This window comes from Rhodococcus sp. (in: high G+C Gram-positive bacteria) (genome assembly GCF_049299235.1).
Taxonomy (GTDB): domain Bacteria; phylum Actinomycetota; class Actinomycetes; order Mycobacteriales; family Mycobacteriaceae; genus Rhodococcus.
The window spans coordinates 1-18,085 of record NZ_JBAQXC010000298.1; the positions used below are offsets into that span (position 1 = coordinate 1).

General features: G+C 68.2%; 7 protein-coding genes and 1 pseudogene. 6 read left to right on the plus strand and 2 right to left on the minus strand.

Annotated elements, in window-relative coordinates; all coding sequences use genetic code 11:
* The 6 genes from WAX14_RS17930 to WAX14_RS17955 all read left to right on the plus strand — a co-directional run.
* On the plus strand, positions 1–294 hold a 294-nt coding region (locus tag WAX14_RS17930), incomplete at its 5' end, for a DUF732 domain-containing protein (protein WP_422629405.1).
* 16 nt (positions 295–310) lie between these two features.
* Positions 311–1,270 carry a cutinase family protein gene (locus WAX14_RS17935; RefSeq protein ID WP_422629410.1) on the plus strand — a complete coding sequence of 320 codons (960 nt, stop codon included), beginning with the start codon at positions 311–313 and terminating at the stop codon, positions 1,268–1,270.
* A 155-nt stretch (positions 1,271–1,425) separates the two neighbouring features.
* Positions 1,426–2,427: an LLM class F420-dependent oxidoreductase gene (locus tag WAX14_RS17940; RefSeq protein ID WP_422629406.1), complete on the plus strand. Its 1,002-nt coding sequence runs from the start codon at positions 1,426–1,428 to the stop codon at positions 2,425–2,427.
* A 188-nt stretch (positions 2,428–2,615) separates the two neighbouring features.
* Complete coding sequence (gene fadD32 / locus WAX14_RS17945) at positions 2,616–4,505, plus strand: long-chain-fatty-acid--AMP ligase FadD32 (RefSeq protein WP_422629407.1); 1,890 nt, start codon at positions 2,616–2,618, stop codon at positions 4,503–4,505.
* Positions 4,506–4,555: 50 nt separating this feature from the next.
* Positions 4,556–9,532 carry a polyketide synthase Pks13 gene (gene pks13 / locus WAX14_RS17950; protein WP_422629411.1) on the plus strand — a complete coding sequence of 1,659 codons (4,977 nt, stop codon included), beginning with the start codon at positions 4,556–4,558 and terminating at the stop codon, positions 9,530–9,532.
* Between the two features lie 7 nt (positions 9,533–9,539).
* The gene (locus tag WAX14_RS17955) at positions 9,540–11,081 is read left to right on the plus strand and encodes an acyl-CoA carboxylase subunit beta (protein WP_422629408.1); all 1,542 of its coding nucleotides are present in this window, start codon (positions 9,540–9,542) and stop codon (positions 11,079–11,081) included.
* 116 nt (positions 11,082–11,197) lie between these two features.
* On the opposite strand, the pseudogene WAX14_RS17960 reads toward WAX14_RS17955, so the two are convergent.
* Together WAX14_RS17960 and WAX14_RS17965 are read right to left on the minus strand one after the other, a co-directional pair.
* A pseudogene (locus tag WAX14_RS17960) lies at positions 11,198–14,507 on the minus strand (arabinosyltransferase domain-containing protein).
* Positions 14,508–14,570: 63 nt separating this feature from the next.
* Complete coding sequence (locus WAX14_RS17965; RefSeq protein WP_422629409.1) at positions 14,571–17,852, minus strand: arabinosyltransferase domain-containing protein; 3,282 nt, start codon at positions 17,850–17,852, stop codon at positions 14,571–14,573.
* Positions 17,853–18,085: the final 233 nt, after the last annotated feature.

Consider the following 18,085-nt stretch of genomic DNA (forward strand, 5'->3'; position numbering starts at 1 on the left):
CCGGGCTTCCCCGGTCCGGCCGAGGTTCCCGCCGGTTCGCGGGACGCGGCGTTCCTGGACGCGTTGCGCGCCGAGGGTGTCGAACCGTCCGGCGACGGCAGCAGTGCGATCAACACCGCAAACTACATCTGCGGCGCGATCGCACAGGGCGGCACCGACTCCGAGATCAAGACGATCGTCACGGCGTTGGTCGGCAGCGATGCCGTCGCCGCGGGGACCGAGATCACCGAGGAACAGGCCGGCCAGACCGCGGACGTCTACATCTCGACCGCCCGTTCGACCTACTGCAGCTAGGGGATTCACCGACATGATGGCCAGGACGAACAAGCGGCGCCGCGGACGCGTCGTCGTCGTGATCGTTGCGCTTCTCGTCCTGGTCGTCGTGCTGGTGCTCTGGTACATCCTCGCCGGGCGACTGCCCGCACCGGGACCGTCGGTTCCGCCGCCGCCCGAGCAGCCGCAGTCGCAGCCCGCGGCGTGCCCCGACGTTCAGGTGGTCGCGGTGCCCGGTACGTGGGAGTCCGCGGTCGGCGACGACCCGTACAACCCGACATCCAACCCGATGTCATTGATGCTGAACGTGACCCGGCCGCTCCAGGAGCAGTTCGATCCGCAGCGCGCAGATGTGTACACCGTGCCGTACGTCGCGCAGTTCTCCAACCCTGTCGCGTTCCCGCCGGACGGCCAGCAGTCGTACAACAACAGCCGTACCGCAGGCACCGCAGCGACCGAGGACATTCTTGCCCGACGCTTCGCCGAGTGCCCGCTCACGTCGTACATCCTGACGGGCTTCTCGCAGGGTGCGGTCATCGTCGGCGACGTTGCCGCGAAGATCGGGGCAGGGAACGGTCCGGTACCCGCGGATCGGGTGCTCGGTGTCGCGGTCATCGCCGACGGCCGCCGCGATCCCGATGCGGCGCCGACGATCGGGCCTCCGGTGGCCGGGGTGGGGGCGGAGTTGTCGCTGGCCGGTCTGAAGCTGCCGGGTATCACGATGACCGGGCCGCGTCCGGGCGGGTTCGGTGAGCTCGCCGACCGGACGGTGCAGTTCTGCGCGCCCGGGGACGGTATCTGCGATGCGCCGCCGGAGGCGCTGAATCCCGGAAATCTGCTCGCCAGTGCGTCACGACTGCTCGAGTACCACAACAATCCGGTGCACGCGATGTACAACACGTTCGTCGTCGACGAGGCGGGAACGACATCGACGCAGTGGATCGTGCGCTGGGCGGCCGAGAAGATCGACGCGGCGCCGACCCCTCCGGAAGAGTGAACCCGGAGAGGGGTTACCGGGCGGTAGTGTTGGGGGTCACGACCCGATACACTCTCCCCACCGTCGGCGCTTAGACTCGACTACCGGCTGCGTCCCGAGCGTGGCGCACGGACACAGCACTGCGCACGGACACAGCACATGGGAGAGAAGGTTCGATGAGTGCGACCGACGGCTCCGCGGCACTGCAGCCGCGGAAGTTTCGCTTCGCCGCCGGTGGTGAGGGCAATGCCGAGGAAGGCGGGGCCCGGCGTTTCGTCCAGCTCGCCCAGCGGGCCGAGGAACTCGGCTACGACAGTTTCATGATCCCGGACCACCTGGGTAACCAGGTCGGACCGATCGCCGCGCTCGGCGCCCTGGCCGTGGCAACCGACAAGATCCGGATCGGCACCGCCATGCTCGCGAACGGGTTCCGGCATCCGGCGATTCTCGCGAAGGACGCCGCAACCATCGACGTCCTCTCCGGTGGCCGGCTCGAGCTCGGTCTCGGGGCAGGCTGGATGAAGGACGAGTTCGACAAGGCCGGTATCGCCTACGACCGTCCCGGTGTGCGGATCGAGAAGCTCGAGGAGACTTTGCAGATCCTCGATGTACTGCTCCGCGGTCGTGAATGCACGTTCGAGGGCGCGCACTACCGCGTCGACGGGCTCAAGGGCAGCCCGCGACCCCGTCAGGGGCCGCGTCCGCCGATCGCCGTCGGTGGCGGTGGACCACGCATGCTCGCGCTCGCCGCGCGGTACGCCGACATCATCTCTGTGGCCCCGCCGACGAACAGCGACGGCAAGCTGCTGCTGTCCGGCATCACGATGGACAGCACGGCCGAACGAGTCGAGGTGATCCGCCGAGCGGCCGGTGATCGCTTCGCCGACATCGAGTTGAACTGGACGATCACCATGATCCTCGTCACCGATGACAAGCAGCAGGCCGCGGAGATGGCGCTGGGTGCGCTCGACCAGGGATTCCCGCCGAACATCGAGGTCGACACGCGGTTGACCGTCGACGACATTCTCGAATCCCCGTATCTGGCAATCGGTTCGCACGAGGAGATCGCCGAGCGGATCCGAGCGGTCCGGGCGAAGACGGGGATGTCGTACGTCGGCGTGTTCCCCACCCAGATGGAGGCGTTCGCGCCGGTGATTCCGCTGCTTGCGGGGGAATGACGCAATGAGGGTCTGTAACATATTCGTGATCTCGGACCGATGAATCGGTCCGACGGGTTGCACGTTCGTATGCGGCAGAGCTGCGAAGGTGCCACTGTCCGTGTAGCGCGAACGAACGAATCGCGAAGTAATGAACGGGGCGCAACCATGTCGGGTGGTTGTGGGATCGCTTCGACAGGGAGAAGGAATTGAGCGTCGGTTTCGAAGAGTTCATCGATGAGAACGGTCGGATCGTTCTGCCCGAGGGCAACACGCTGCTCGATCACATCGAGGCGCACACGTACGGTAACGGCGACGATCTCGCGTACCGGTACATCGATTACTCCCGCGAGCGCGACGGAGAGGTCTACGAACTGACATGGCAGCAGTTCGGGGTGCGGATGCGCGCGATCGCGTCCCGTCTCCAGCAGGTCACCAAGCCGGGTGATCGTGTCGCGATCCTGGCCCCTCAAGGCCTGGACTACGTCGTCTCGTTCTTCGCCGCGATCTACGCCGGTGCCATCGCCGTGCCGCTGTTCGACCCGGACGAACCGGGCCACACCGACCGTCTGCACGCCGTGCTCGGCGACTGCGCGCCGACTGTGATCCTGACGGCGACCACGTCCGCTGCGGGGGTCCGTCAGTTCTTCCGTCCACTGCCCGCCGCGGAGCGCCCCCGGGTCATCGCGGTCGACGCCATCCCCGATTCGGTTGCCGACACCTGGACGCGTCCGGACATCGTGACCGACGACATCGCCTACCTGCAGTACACCTCGGGTTCGACCCGGGTTCCGGCCGGCGTGGAGATCACTCACCGGTCCGTGCTCACCAATGTCGTGCAGATGGCCGATTCGATCGAGCTCAACGAGACGTCGCGCGGCGTGACCTGGCTTCCCCTCTACCACGACATGGGCCTGCTCACGGTGATCCTGCCCGCGATCGGCGGCAAGTACATCACCATCATGAGCCCCCGCGCGTTCGTCGCGCGGCCCGGGCGGTGGATCCGCGAACTGGCCGCAGTCTCGGACGGAGCGGGCACGTTCGCCGCGGCCCCGAACTTCGCGTTCGAACACGCCGCCGCGCGTGGCCTGCCCAAGGCGGGGGAGACCCTCGATCTGTCCAACGTGATCGGGCTGATCAACGGTAGTGAGCCGGTCACCACGTCGTCGATGCGCAAGTTCAACGAGGCGTTCGCTCCCTATGGTCTGCCCAAGACCGCGATCAAACCGTCGTACGGCATGGCGGAGGCGACCCTGTTCGTGTCCTCCACCAAGCACAGCGACGAAGCGCGGGTCGTCTACGTCGACCGGCACGAGCTCAATGCCGGCCGGATCGTGAAGGTGGACCGCGAGACGCCGGGTGCGATCGCGCAGGTGTCCTGCGGACATGTTGCCCGCAGTCAATGGGCGGCGATCGTCGATGCCGAGACCGGCGCCGAGGTGTCCGACGGGCATGTCGGTGAGATCTGGCTGCACGGCGACAACATCGGCATCGGCTATTGGGGTCGCAAGGACGAGACCGACGAGACGTTCCACAACCGGATCGCGGTCCGGCTCGACCGGAACAGCCATGCCGACGGCACCTCGCAGGAAGCCAATTGGCTGCGTACCGGCGACTACGGCGTCTACATCGACGGCGAGTTGTACATCACCGGTCGCGTCAAGGACCTGGTGATCGTCGACGGGCGCAATCATTACCCGCAGGACCTCGAGTTCTCGGCGCAGGAAGCCAGCACGGCACTGCGTCCCGGGTTCATCGCGGCATTCGCGGTTCCGGCGAATCAACTGCCGGGTGATGTGTTCGACAACGAAGCCTCCGGCCTGAAGTTCGATGCCGACGACGCGTCGGAGCAACTCGTGATCGTCGCCGAGCGCGGCCCCGGCGCGGGCAAGGCCGATCCCCAGCCGGTCGCGGACGCGGTGCGCGCGGCGATCTCGACGCGCCACGGCGTGACGGCACGCGACATCCTGCTGGTTCCGGCCGGGTCGATCCCGCGGACGTCCAGCGGCAAGATCGCGCGTCGTGCCTGCAAGGCCGCGTATATCGAGGGAACGCTGCGCGGGGGGTATCAGCAGCAGGCATTCCCCGATAGCGTGTAACAATTGTTCTCTTTCCCGGGTAGCGTGGTGGGTTGATGGCTGACATTGAAATGACCGTCGCGCAGCTGCGCGAGTGGCTGCGGAATTGGATCGCCGACGCGACCGGGCAACCGGCGTCGCAGATCTCCGACGACCGTCCGTTGGACGAGTTCGGTCTCTCGTCGAGAGACGCGGTCGCCCTCAGTGGCGAGATCGAAGAACTTCTCGGCGTCACGCTGAGCGCGACGATCGTGTACCAGCACCCGACCATCGCGACGCTGGCGACCCGGATCATCGAGGGCGAACCCGAGATGCCCGCCGCCGCCGACGACGCGTTCTACGTGTCCGCCGGCATCACCGGCGCCAAGGACATCGCGATCGTCGGCATGTCCGCGCGGCTGCCCGGCCACATCGACACCCCCGCACAAATGTGGGAGCTGCTCGCCGACGGCCGCAGCGGCATCACCGACCTGCCCGAGGGCCGATGGTCCGAGTTCGACGGCGACCCGATCGTGTCCGAGGCCATCGCGAACGCCAACACCCGCGGCGGCTACCTCGACGACGTCAAGGGCTTCGACGCCGAGTTCTTCGCGATGTCGCCCCGCGAGGTCGAGATGGTCGACCCGCAGCAGCGGCTCGCGCTCGAACTTGCCTGGGAAGCGCTCGAGCACGCCCATCTGCCTGCGAACGAACTCAAGGGCACGTCCGTCGGCGTGTTCATCGGCAGCTCGGCCAACGACTACCAGCTCCTCGCGGTCGCCGATCCGTCGGCGGCGGACCCGTACGCCATCACCGGCACGTCCACCGCGATCGTCGCGAACCGCGTGTCCTACTACTTCGATTTCCGTGGCCCGTCGGTGTCCGTCGACACCGCGTGCTCGTCGTCGCTCGTCGCGGTGCACCAGGCCGTGCGCGCACTGCGCGGCGGCGAAGCCGACGTCGCCCTCGCCGGCGGTGTGAACATGCTGCTCGCGCCCGCCGGGACCCTCGGGTTCGACGCGACCGGCATGCTCACCGCGGACGGCAAGATCAAGGCGTTTTCCGCCGACGCGAACGGTATCGTGCGCGCCGAGGGTGGCGGACTCGTCGTCCTCAAACGTCTCGAGGACGCCGAACGCGACGGCGACACCGTGCTCGCGGTCATCGCCGGATCGGCCGTCAACCAGGACGGACGTTCCAACGGGCTGGTCGCACCCAACCCCGAGGCACAGGTCGACGTGCTGCGGCGCGCCTACCGCGACGCGCAGATCCTGCCGTCCGGTGTCGACTACATCGAGGCGCACGGCACCGGCACGGTGCTGGGAGACCCGATCGAGGCGGAGGCACTCGGCAAGGTCGTCGGCCGCGGCCGCGACGCCGACAAGCCCGCGCTGCTCGGCTCCGCCAAAACCAACTTCGGCCATCTCGAGGCCGCAGCGGGTGCCGCCGGTCTGATCAAGGTCGTCCTCGCGATGCGGGAGAACCACCTGCCCGCGTCCCTGAACTACACCGCCCCCAATCCGTACATTCCGTTCGAGCAGGCCCGCCTCCAGGTGATCCCGGACGGCGCGGAGTGGCCCCGCTACACCGGGGCCGCCGTCGCCGGTGTCTCCGGGTTCGGCTTCGGTGGCACCAACGCGCACGTCGTGGTGCGCGAATACACCGGCCCGGCGGGAACGGCCGACTCCGAGGCCGAGGCCGAGATCCTGCCGGACGCCACCGAGTTGCCTGCCACCGAGTTGCCTGCCACCGAGTTGCCCGCCACCGAGGCTGGTGGGACTGCCGAGGCTCCGGCCGCCGAGCTGCCCGTGCTCCTGGCGGTGTCGGCCTCGTTGCCGTCGCGCAGGCGCCGCGCCGCCGCCGACCTCGCGGACTGGCTCGAGACGGAGACGGGCAGCACCACACCGCTCGCCGACGTCGCCCGCACCCTCGCCCGCCGCAACCACGGCCGCTCGCGTGCCGTGGTCGTCGCGACGGATCGGGCAGAAGCCATCGCCGGGCTGCGCGCGGTCGCCGCGGGCAAGCCGGCTCAGGGGGTCGTCAGCTCGGACACCCCCGCCGCCAAGGGGCCCGTGTGGGTGCTGTCGGGTTTCGGTGCCCAGCACCGCAAGATGGCCAAGCAGCTCTACCTCGAGAATCCGGTGTTCGCCGCGGCGGTCGACGAGGTCGACGAACTGATCTACGACGAGTCCGGTTTCTCCGTGAAGGACAAGTTCCTCGACGACACCCAGGACTACGACGTCGAGACCGCACAGGTCGGCATCTTCACCATCCAGATCGGCCTGGCCGCGGTGCTGCGGCATCACGGCGCCGAGCCCGCCGCGATCGTCGGACATTCGATGGGGGAAGCAGCCGGCGCCTACATTTCCGGGGGCCTGTCGCTGGAAGACGCGACGCGGGTGATCTGCGCGCGGTCGCGCCTGATGGGCGAGGCAGAGGCAGGCCTCGAGGGCGACGACATCCGGTTGATGGCGCTCGTCGAGTACACCGCCGCCGAGATCGCCGACGTGCTGCCCGACTTCCCGCAGCTCGAGGTGTGTGTCTACGCGGCCCCCACCCACACCGTCATCGGTGGTCCGCAGGACCAGGTCAACGCGATCGTCGCGCGCGCGGAGGCAGCGGAGAAGTTCGCCCGCGTCCTGCAGACGAAGGGAGCGAGCCACACCTCGCAGGTCGACCCGATCCTCGGTGAGCTCGCCGCCGAACTCGCCGGCATCGAACCGCATCGGCTGACGGTCGACCTGTACTCGTCCGTCGATCAGGAAACCCTGTACCGCGCGGGCCACGAGGGCATTCACCCCGTCGAGTACTGGACCAAGGGCATGCGCCACAGCGTGTACTTCACGCAGGCCGTGCGGCAGGCGCTCGGCGCCGGGCACACCACCTTCGTCGAACTCAACGCCAATCCGGCGACCCTGATGTCCGTCGCCGCCACCGCGTTCGACGCCGGTGTGCAGGACGGCCTGTTCGTCCAGACGCTCAAGCGCAAGGAAGACGAATCGCTCGGGGTGCTCACCGCACTCGCGCAGTTGTACGCGCACGGGCATCCGGTGAAGCTGAACACGCTGCTGCCGGCGGGACCGTACGCGGATCTTCCGCGCACCGCATTCCTGCGCAAGGAATTCTGGCTGCGGACCCGCATCGGCAGCGGTGGCAACGGCCGAGCACCCGGCGCTCGCGTCGCGCTGCCCGACGGTCGATTCGTGTGGGAGGTGCAGGCCGGGGCCGTCACCGATCCCGCGATTCTCGCGACCGCCGCCGCCGAGCAGGTGTTCGCCGACGTCACCCTGCTCGCCAGCGTCCCGCACGCGCCGAGCCCGGCCACCGGCACCCTCACCACGACACTAACCCCGCATCCCGGTGGCGCGTCCGTGCAGGTCCACGCGAAGGACACGGCCGGCTTCACGCTCGTCCACGAAGCCGTCGTGTCGTCGGGTGAGGCGCTGCCGGAACCGGTGGTCGCACCCGTCGAACGGTCCACGGGTCCGGTGGAGGAGTTGCCCGAGGTCGTCGAATCGTTCGGTGACCGGTGGGATCCGGAAGGATCGCAGACGCTCGAGGACCGGCTGGCGCTGATCGTCGCCGAGTCGATGGGGTATTCCCCCGAAGACCTTCCCGTCGAGATTCCGCTCATCGATCTGGGTCTCGATTCACTGATGGCGGTACGCATCAAGAACCGTGTCGAGTACGAGTTCGACATTCCCCAGTTGCAGCTCGCGACGGTCAAGGACGCCAGCCTGCGCGACGTCGCCAAGTATCTGCGGTACGCCGTCGACAACCGTGAGGAAGTCGCCGCGATGGCCGAACAGCAGGCTGCCGAGAAGGCCGCCGAGCGGGCCGCGGAGGAAGCTGCCGACGCCGCACATGCGGTTTCGGTTCCGTCCGTCGAGGACACCACCGTCGTGGCCGAGGCCGAAGCGATCCTGGCCGGAGCCGACGCCGCGGCAACCACGACCGACATCACCGATCGGCAGGCGGTCGCCGAAGCGTCCGGCACGCATGTGCCGCCGCGTGATGCCGCCGAGCGTCTGACGTTCGCGTCGTGGGCGGTCGTCACCGGCGCATCGGCCGGGGGCATCTTCGACACGTTGCCGATCCTCGACGACGACACCGCGGAGCGGCTCGCTGCGCGGCTGACCGAACGGTCCGACGGGGAGATCACCGTCGACGACGTGCTCGACGCCGAAACGATCGAGCAGCTCGCCGAGACCGTGCGCAGGCACCTCGAATCCGCCGACCGCATCGACGGCCTGGTCCGCACGCTGCGTGCCCGCCCGGACGGTTCCGACGCCGTCCCGGTGTTCGTGTTCCATCCCGCGGGCGGTTCCACCGTGGCCTACGAGCCGCTGCTCAAGCGTCTGCCCGCCGGCACCCCGATGTACGGGTTCGAACGGACCGAAGGCCCGATCGAGGAGCGGGCGGCCGCATATCTGCCGCTCATCAAGGAGATCCAGGGCGACGGCCCGTACGTCCTGTGCGGCTGGTCGCTCGGTGGTGTCCTCGCCTACGCGGTCGGCCGGATGCTCCGCGACGAAGGCAAGGACGTGCGCTGGATCGGGCTCATCGACACCGTCATGGCCGGGGAGAGCATCGAGGACACGCCGGACGAGATCACCAAGCGCTGGCAGCGGTACGCGAAGTTCGCGAAGAAGACCTACGGGGTCGATGCGCCACTGCCGTACGAGCAGCTCGCCCAGGCCGACGACAACGGCCAGATTCGTATCCTCATGGATCTGCTCAAGCTCAGCGGTGTCCAGATTCCCGGCGGGATCATCGAACACCAGCGCACCTCCTGGCTCGACAACCGTGCCATCCAGACCGCGAAGCTCGAGCGCTACGACGGTGACGTGGTGCTGTACATGGCCGACAAATACCACGATGACGCAATCGACCTCGAGCCGGCGTTCGGAACCCGGCAGCCCGACGGGGGGTGGGGTGAGGTCGTCCGCAACCTGGAAGTGGTCCACATCGGTGGCGACCACCTGCAGATCGTGGACGAGCCGTACATCGCGAAGGTGGGGGCCGACCTGACCCGAAAGCTGGCCGACATCACGGCCACGAGGAGCTGAACGAGTAGTGACGACCACGGCAGAAAAGCTCGCCGACCTGCGTAAGAAGCTCGAGCTCGCGAAGGAGCCCGCGGGCGAGACCGCGATCGCGAAGCGCGCAGCGAAGGGCATCCCGAGCGCCCGCGAACGCATCGACATGCTGCTCGACAAGGGCACGTTCGTCGAGATCGGCGCGCTGATGCGCACGCCCGGAAACCCGGACGCGTTCTACGGCGATGCCGTCGTCGTCGGGCACGGACTCGTCGAGGGGCGGCCGGTGGCGGTGTTCTCGCACGATCAGACCGTCCTCGGTGGCAGTGTCGGCGAGATGTTCGGCCGCAAGGTGTCGGCGGTGCTCGAGCACGCGCTGAAGGTGGGCTGCCCCGTCGTCGGTATCAACGATTCCGGTGGAGCCCGCGTCCAGGACGCGGTGACCTCCCTCGCCTGGTACGGGGAAATCGGGAAGCGCACCGAGCCGCTGTCCGGGCTGGTCCCGCAGATCTCGGTGATCGTCGGCAAGTGCGCCGGTGGCGCCGTGTACGGACCGATCAACACCGACGTCGTGGTGGCGACCGAAGACGCCTACATGTTCGTGACCGGGCCCGATGTCATCAAGGCGGTCACCGGTGAGGACGTCAGCCTCGACGAACTCGGCAGTTCCCGCAAGCAGGCCGAATACGGCAACGTGCATCACATCGCGGCCGACGAAAAGGCCGCGTTCGACTGGGTGCGCCAGTACCTGAGCTACATGCCGTCGAACGCGCAGGAGAAGCCTCCGGTCGTCAATCCGGGTCTCGAACCCGAGACCACCCCGGACGATCTCTCCCTCGACGCATTCATGCCCGACGCGGACAACGCCGGATACGACATGCACGACGTGCTGCTGAAGATCTTCGACGACGGCGACTTCTTCGAGGTCCGCGGACAGGTCGCGCACAACATCATCACGGGATACGCGCGGGTCGACGGCCGCCCGGTCGGTGTGGTCGCGAACCAGCCGATGTTCCTGTCGGGTGCGCTCGACGCGGCCGCCGCCGACAAGGCCGCGCATTTCGTGCGGGTCTGCGACGCCTACGACATTCCGCTGGTGTTCGTCGTCGACACCCCGGGCTTCCTGCCGGGTGTCGAGCAGGAAAAGGTCGGGGTCATCAAGCGCGGCGGCCGATTCCTGTTCGCCTATGTCGAGGCGTCGGTGCCGAAGGTGACTGTGGTCGTGCGTAAGTCGTACGGCGGCGGCTACGCGGTGATGGGTTCCAAGCAGCTCGGTGCGGACATCAACCTGGCGTGGCCGACCGCGCGTATCGCGGTGATGGGTGCGGAGAGCGCGGTCGCGGTGATCGGCCGCCGTCAGATCGAGGCCGCCGGTGACAACGGTCCGGCCGTGCGTCAGCAGCTCATCAACTTCTACAACGAGCATGTCGCGACCCCGTACATCGCGGCCGAGCGCGGCTATGTCGACGCGGTGATCGACCCGTCGGCGACCCGCCTCGAGATCCGTCGTGCGTTGAACCTGCTGCGCGACAAGAAGATCTTCAAGAACCCGCGCAAGCACCACCTTCTCCCGCTCTGATCCGAGCAGTCGCTCGCCGACTCGGAGTGTGCGCCCTCCGCAGGGCGGGCGGATTCCTGTTCACCGCGTAGATCCAGATGCTCGGCCCGTGCGGAAACCGCACGGGCCGAGCATCGTCACTCGTAGACGCGGAGGGTGCCGGGATTCCACAGTCCGGAGCGGGTGGTCACGCTCGTCTCGACCTCGGCGGGGGTCGCGTCCGGGTAGAACATCGTGTACCGCTCCAGCGAACCCCAGTCGCGGGCCCAATCGCCCTTCAGATAGGTCGGTATCTGCTGCGGTCGAGCCAGCACCTCGGTGAACCCGAGCGGGCCACCATTTTCGGCGGCCTGCCAGGTGTCGGTCGACGACACCGCCAGCGGACGGTCCGGCAGAATCCGGTAGTTGGGCATCTCGGCGACGCCGTAGCGATGGTTGAACGGACGCTGACACGGGAACTGCAAGCCGACCGCCCAGTCGAGCAGCACCGGCTGTTCTGACCCGACCACCGAGTTCAGGGTGTCCAGGGTCGGCACGCGCGGCGGGGTGAACGCCATCCACTGGTCGCCGGTGAGGTTCGGGTCGTTCGCGACGATCCGCACCACGTCCGCATCCTCGGGCAGGTCAGCGAGCGGCACCCGCAGATTCCGCCACGTCGGCGCCGGGCCGATGTCGCGCGGCAGGTAGGTGCCCTGCACCGCGACCGTCCCGTCCGGATTCCGGTTGCCGTACTCGACGAGTAGCGACTGTCCGTAGGTGGTTGCGCCGGTGTCGTCGACCGACCAGATGCGGCCGGCCGCGGAAATCACGATGAGCGGCGCGTCGTCGCTGCGTTCGGGCAGTTGGTACCAGCTGGAGGTGAGTTTCGCGGGTTCCTGGATTCCGGTTTGGTAGCTGCCGAGCACCGGGGTCTGTGCCGGGTCGAGACCGAACGGCAGTTTGGCGGTGCTGCCGTTGACGGTGAGGGCCCCGGAACCGCCGGTGGTGCCGCCGCCGGACCCCGTCTCGAAGTTCGGGCCGATGCTCTGGCTGTCGGTGTTGCCCTGCCCGGGTTTGACCTCGACGTAGTCGGCGGTCAGATCGGACGGGATGCCGTTGGGGCTGAAACCGCGCGGTTCGGCACCGGCGAGCGGATCACCGTCCGCCGGTGGGTCCGCTGGGTCGACGACCGGCTCGAGCCGGCCCTCGTCGGGATCGACCTCGACGAGCACATCGTTGGCGAGACCACACGTCTGCCCGGCGACGGCCTGGATGTTCGACCGCGCCAACGAGTACGCCGGATACTGCGATACTGCGCCCTTGACCAGCGACAGCACCTCGAACAGCACCATCGCGCCGGCGACGACGGTCAGCGGTGCCGCCGCGAACGCGCGGATTCGCCTGCCCTTCGGGGACGTCGGTTTCTCCGGTGGCGGTGCATATCCTTCGCGCAGGTACTGCCATGCGACGAGCGCGAGGGACAACGCGAACAACACCAGGAACAGCGAGCTCGACTGGTTGCCGCTCAACGACACGGTCTTGTCGAACCACGGGATGCCGTAACTCGAGACGTACCACCAGCCGTTGATGCCTGCGAACGACACGGCCAGCACGAACAGCAGACCGGCAAGGAAGATCGTGCGGTTGCGTCGTGACCGCAGCGCACTGGCCGATACGACGACCGCGGTCAGCGCGGCCAGCGACCCGGCGATGCCCGCGTACGCCCCGAAGTGGTGGGTCCACTTCGTGGGGTTGAACATCATGAAGAAGATCGTGCCGAACACGATGCCGATGAGCCGCCACGACGGGCTCACCGCGACCCCGGGCACGCGTCGACGGCGCAGCAAGCACCAACAGGCAGGTGAACAGGCACAGCAGCATCACGAGGAACGCGAAGCGGCGCGACAGCGACCCGTCGACGGTCTGCACCATCAGGTAGTAGTAGCGGAGGAAGTCGTTCCACCACTCCTCGTTGGGGCCGATGATGGTGCGCACCCGGGTGGCCTCGAGCACCGCCGCGAGGGTTTGGTCGGCGAACACGACGACGAGAACTATGGTGCCTGCCGCCGCGATCGGTGCCAGCAGCGGCAGCGTCCCGACCTGGCGGTGGCGGCGTACGACGATGCGCGTCATGGGCCGGATACCGGCGAGCAGCGCCGCGATACACATCAGGCCGGTGGGCGCGGCGGCGAGCGTGAACGCGCCGATCAGCACGGCCGTCGCGGCGGGCAGCAACCGGCCGGTGGCAATGGCCCGTTCGATGGAACACCAGGTCAGCAGGGCGCCGAGCGCGACAATCGGCTCGGGTCGCAGGCCATTGTTGTAGGGCAGCCAGAACGCGAGGAACACCAGTCCGCCGGTCCACAGCGCGATCGGATTGGTGCGCACCGCGCGGCCGAGACGCGGCACGACCTCACGGCTGATGACCATCCAGCACAGGATCGCGGCGATCAGCGCGGGCAGGCGCATCCACGGGCTGGCCGTGGAAATCTTCGCGAAGACGGCCAGGACGTCGTAGTACCAGCCGAACGGCGCTTCGGGGACACCGAACCAGCGGAAGTAGTTGGCCATGTAGCCGGAATGCTCCGACGCTCGGGCCATCGTCAGCAGATAGCCGTCGTCGGAGGTGTTCGCACCGAAGAAGTGCCAGCCGACCAGTGTCGCGACGACCACGATGTCGACGCCGGTGAACTTCCACCACCGGGCAGGCAGGAATCTGCGGTGTCCGCGACCGTCCGTGCCGTCGAGCTTGGCGAGTGCACCCAGCGCGAGTGCCGTGAACAGCGCCGCCAGGATCATCGCGAGCAGTTTCGCGACCGTCGGTGACGACGAGAACCGTGAGTCGACGTCGATGGTGACGTTCAGTCCCGGAAGGTCGGTGCGCAGGTCGCTGAACACACCGACGACGAGCGGGCGCAGATCACCGGTGAGTTCGCCGGCGCGCGGGTTGCCGTTCTCGTCGCGCAACCCGACGAATTCGGCGGTGGTGCGGTCCACATCGGAATAGATGGTGATCTCCGTGCAGGCACCGGACTCGACTTCGCTGCGCGGTGCGGTCGCGACCACGACGTTCCGGTCGAGAACGTCGACGTTTTCGTCGCCGACCCGAACGAACATCGCGTTGAGTGCGGCGCTCTCTCCGTCGGCGGGTGCGGTCGAGAGCAGCATGCCGCCGCCGTCGGGGAGTTCCGTGACCGCGGCGCAGGGCACCGTCGCGGACAGTCGCAGCGGCACCTGCGACACGAGCGGCGCGGTGACCGCTCCGGTCGATCCGTTCTGCGGCCACGTCACCGTCGCATCGGTGACGCGCACCGGCAGGAAGGGGGTGGCGACCGCGAGCAGAACGCCCAGCAGACCTGCGACGACAGCGACGATCCGCGCGTTGCGGTACTGCGCGCGCAGATCGGTCGCGACCGGTGGCCGCGGGGCGGCAGGAGTTGCGGTGGTCGTGGTCACGTCGTCGGGCACGATTGACGATGGTATCCGCACGTGACCTGTGACGACATGCCCCCTACCCGCGCGTAGTCCAGGTCACTCGATCAGCTTCGGAACTCCGTCGCGGATCGGTCCCGGTGACCACAGTCCGGAACGCGTGACCTCCACGACCTGGATGTCCGCGGCCATCGCGGACTCGTCGATCGGGGTGTAGCGCTCCAGCGAACCCCAGTCGCGATCCCAGTCGTGATTCAGATAGGTCGGTATCGACTGCGCGTTCAGCAGCAGCGGAATCCAGCCGAGGGGACCGCCACCGATGTGGTCCTGCCAGCCGTTGGTGGCGTCCGCGCCGACCCGGTCCGGGAGAATCCGGAATTCCGGGACCTCGGCGACCCCGTATCGGTGGTCGAAGGGTCGTTGGCACGGGAATGCCAGACCCACGGACCAGTCCAGCAGTACCGGCGCCTCGTCGCCGACCACCGTGTTCAGCGTCTCCAGGTGCGGCATTCGCGGCGGTGTCACCGCGACCCACTGATCGGGAGCGAGATCCCCGTCGGTGACGACGAGACGCACCGCGTCCGCGTCGACCGGGATCTGCTCACGCGGCACCCGCAGGTTCCGCCACGACGGCGCCGGCCCGATGTCGATGGGCGCGACCGCCCCGAGTGGTTCGATCTCGCCGCCTGAGGTCCGGCCGAATTCGAGTCGCACGTCCTGGCCGGGGCTGATCACCCCGTCCGGGTCGACGTATTTCACGCGGCCTGCCACGGTGACGACGAGCAGCGGGGTCGCATCCGTGCGTTCGGGCAGCGCGTACCAGCCGGACTCGAGTTCCGCGGCCTGCTGCGCACCCGGGCGGTAACTGCCGAGGACGGGGGTGGTCGCCGGGTCGAGCCCGAACGGCAACGCGACGGTGCTGCCGTTCACGCCTGCCTCACCGCGACCGCCGCCGGTACCGGCGCCCGTCGAGGTCGTGGTGCCGCCCTCGTCGGGGTCGAGGGTGTTGGCGCCGCCGCTCGTGCTGGTTTCCGCGTCGGCGGTCAGATCCAATGCCACCCCGTTCGGGGTGAAACCGTCGTCGCTGCCCGCATCGAGCGCATCGGCGACCGACCCGTCGAGCGGAACCAGTGCGGTTGCGTTCGGATCGGATTCGACGAGGACATCGTCGGCGAGACCGCAGTTCCCGGCGACCGAGGCGATGTTGGACCGGGCGATCGAGTAGGCAGGTCCCTGCGCGACAGCACCCTTGAGCAGCGACAGCACCTCGAACAGCACGACGCCCGCGGCGACCACCGTGAGCGGGGCGGACGCCAATGCCCGCATCCGGCCGTCGCGGTCGGGTTTCGGGGTGACGTACGGTTCGCGCAGATGGAACCACGCGGCGAATGCGAGAGCCACACCGGTCGACGCGAGCAGCGCGGTGGAGAAGGCGTGGCCGGAAATCGACGGCGGCTTGTCCCACCACGGGATACCGAAACTCGAGACGTACCACCACCCGTTGGAACCGGTGAATGCGATCGCCAGCACGAACAACACCCCGGCCGTGAACAGGGCACGGTTGCGGGGCGAGCGGATTCCGGCGGCTCCGACACCGACGGCGGCGAGTGCCGCGACGGATCCGGCCAGCCCCGCGTACACGCCGAAATGGTGGGTCCATTTGGTGGGTGTGGCCATCATCAGCAGCAGCGACGCGAACACGATGCCGAGGATGCGGCGTGACGGGCCGATCGCGGTGCCGGGGATGCGACCCTTGCGCAAGATCAGCATCACGCACACGACCAGGCACAACAGCATCACGAAGACGCCGAATCTGCGGGCCAGCGACCCGTCCGGTGACACGGTGAGCAGCGCGTCCCAGCGCAGGCGCTCGTCGAACCACGGCACGTTCGGGCCGACCGCGGACCGCACCCGGGTCGCCTCCAGCACCGACGCGAGAGTTTGGTCGGCGAACACCGCGACCATCACCACCGTGCCGGACGCGAGAATCGGGGCGAGCGGAGCGAACCAGCCCACCAGCGGGCGGCGGGCCAGAAGTACCTTCACGAGCGGGCGCGCACCGGCGAGCAGTGCGGCGACCGCGATGAGGCCGGTCGGGCCGGCGGCGAGGGAGAACGCCGCGATCAGCACGGCGATCGCGGCGGGCAGCATGCGACCGGTCGCGATGGCCCGTTCGATGGAACACCAGGTCAGCAACGCACCGAGCGCGATGATCGGTTCGGGGCGCAGACCGTTGTTGTAGGGCAGCCAGAAGGCGAGGAACACCAGCCCGGCCGTCCACAATGCGATCCGGTTGCGGCGCACCGCCACACCGAGCCGCGGGATCACCTCACGACTGATGACCATCCAGCAGGCGATCGCCGCGATCAGCGCGGGCAACCGCATCCACATGCTCGCCGTGGACACCTTCGTCATCACTACGAGTACGTCGTAGAACCAGCCGAACGGCGCTTCCGGCACCCCGAACCAGCGGTAGTAGTTGGCCATGTATCCGGCATGCTCGGAGACCCGGGCCATGTTGAGGATGTAGCCGTCGTCGGAGGTGTTCGCGCCGACGACATGCCACAGGAGTAGAACGCCCACGACCACCCCGTCGACGATCGTGAACCGCCACCAGCGGGCAGGCAGGAACCGGCGGGCGCCGCGGCGATCCACCCCGTCGATCCGGTGCAACGCCACGAGCGACGTCAGCGTCGCGAGGACACACACGATCATGGCGACGAGTTTCAGGGTCGTCGGCGTGGAGGTGAAGCGCGAATCGAGGTCGGCGCGCACCGACAACCGTTCGGCATCCGGCCCGGCCTGCGGTGCCCGCGGGGCGCCCTGCAGGTCGGAGAAGATCCCGACCATCTGCGGGCGCACATCGCCCTCGACGGTCGCGACGGGCTGGTTGTCGCCGGGGCCGACGATTTCCGCTGCGGTCCGCTCCGCATTGGAGGCGACGGTCACCGCCGTACACGGCTGATCGGCGGGTGTCGACACCAGCACCGAGTTCCGCAGGACCGCCTCGATGGTGCCCGGCGCACCGTCCTGCCCCGGTACCGCCCGGATCACCAGCGCATTCTCGGTCGCGTCGGGTGCATCCGGGGGGACGGTCGCGACGAGGGTACCGCCACCCTCGCCGAGGAGATCGACCGTCGAACACGGAACGCTGACGCGCAGCTCGAGCGGCGAATACGTGATGAGCGGAAGCTCGAGATTGGCGAGGCTGTTGTTCTGCGGCCAGGTCACACTCGCCGATTCCTGCTTCACCGGCAAGAACGGCAGCGACAGCGCGAGAAGGAACCCGAGCAGCCCGGTGACGATCGCGAGGCGGCGGGCCGTGCGCACTGTCACCGCGGATGAAGCGGTCGTTTCGGGCGAAGGGGAATCGGCGGACACAAGGTTCGATGCTAGGCGAGGACAACGCCGCCGGAGTCGGACCCGCCCGGCAGGGGCCGCCCGTTTCGGCCCGCGGTATGGGCTTTCGGTGCCCGTGCGCCGGACTAGCATCGTCGGGTATGGCCCGTGCGACCGACTCCGTCGACGCAGCACGCGCCGACGGCGTGGCCGCGGCACTGCGCGCCGCCGGTGTCGGTGACGTGCGAGCCGACACCACCACCCGGGCTCTGTAC

Coding starts and splice junctions, on each gene's coding strand:
- WAX14_RS17935 (WP_422629410.1), top strand. CDS start 311: ATGGCCAGGACGAACAAGCGGCGCCGCGGACGCGTCGTCGTCGTGATC.
- WAX14_RS17940 (WP_422629406.1), top strand. CDS start 1,426: ATGAGTGCGACCGACGGCTCCGCGGCACTGCAGCCGCGGAAGTTTCGC.
- pks13 (WP_422629411.1), top strand. CDS start 4,556: ATGACCGTCGCGCAGCTGCGCGAGTGGCTGCGGAATTGGATCGCCGAC.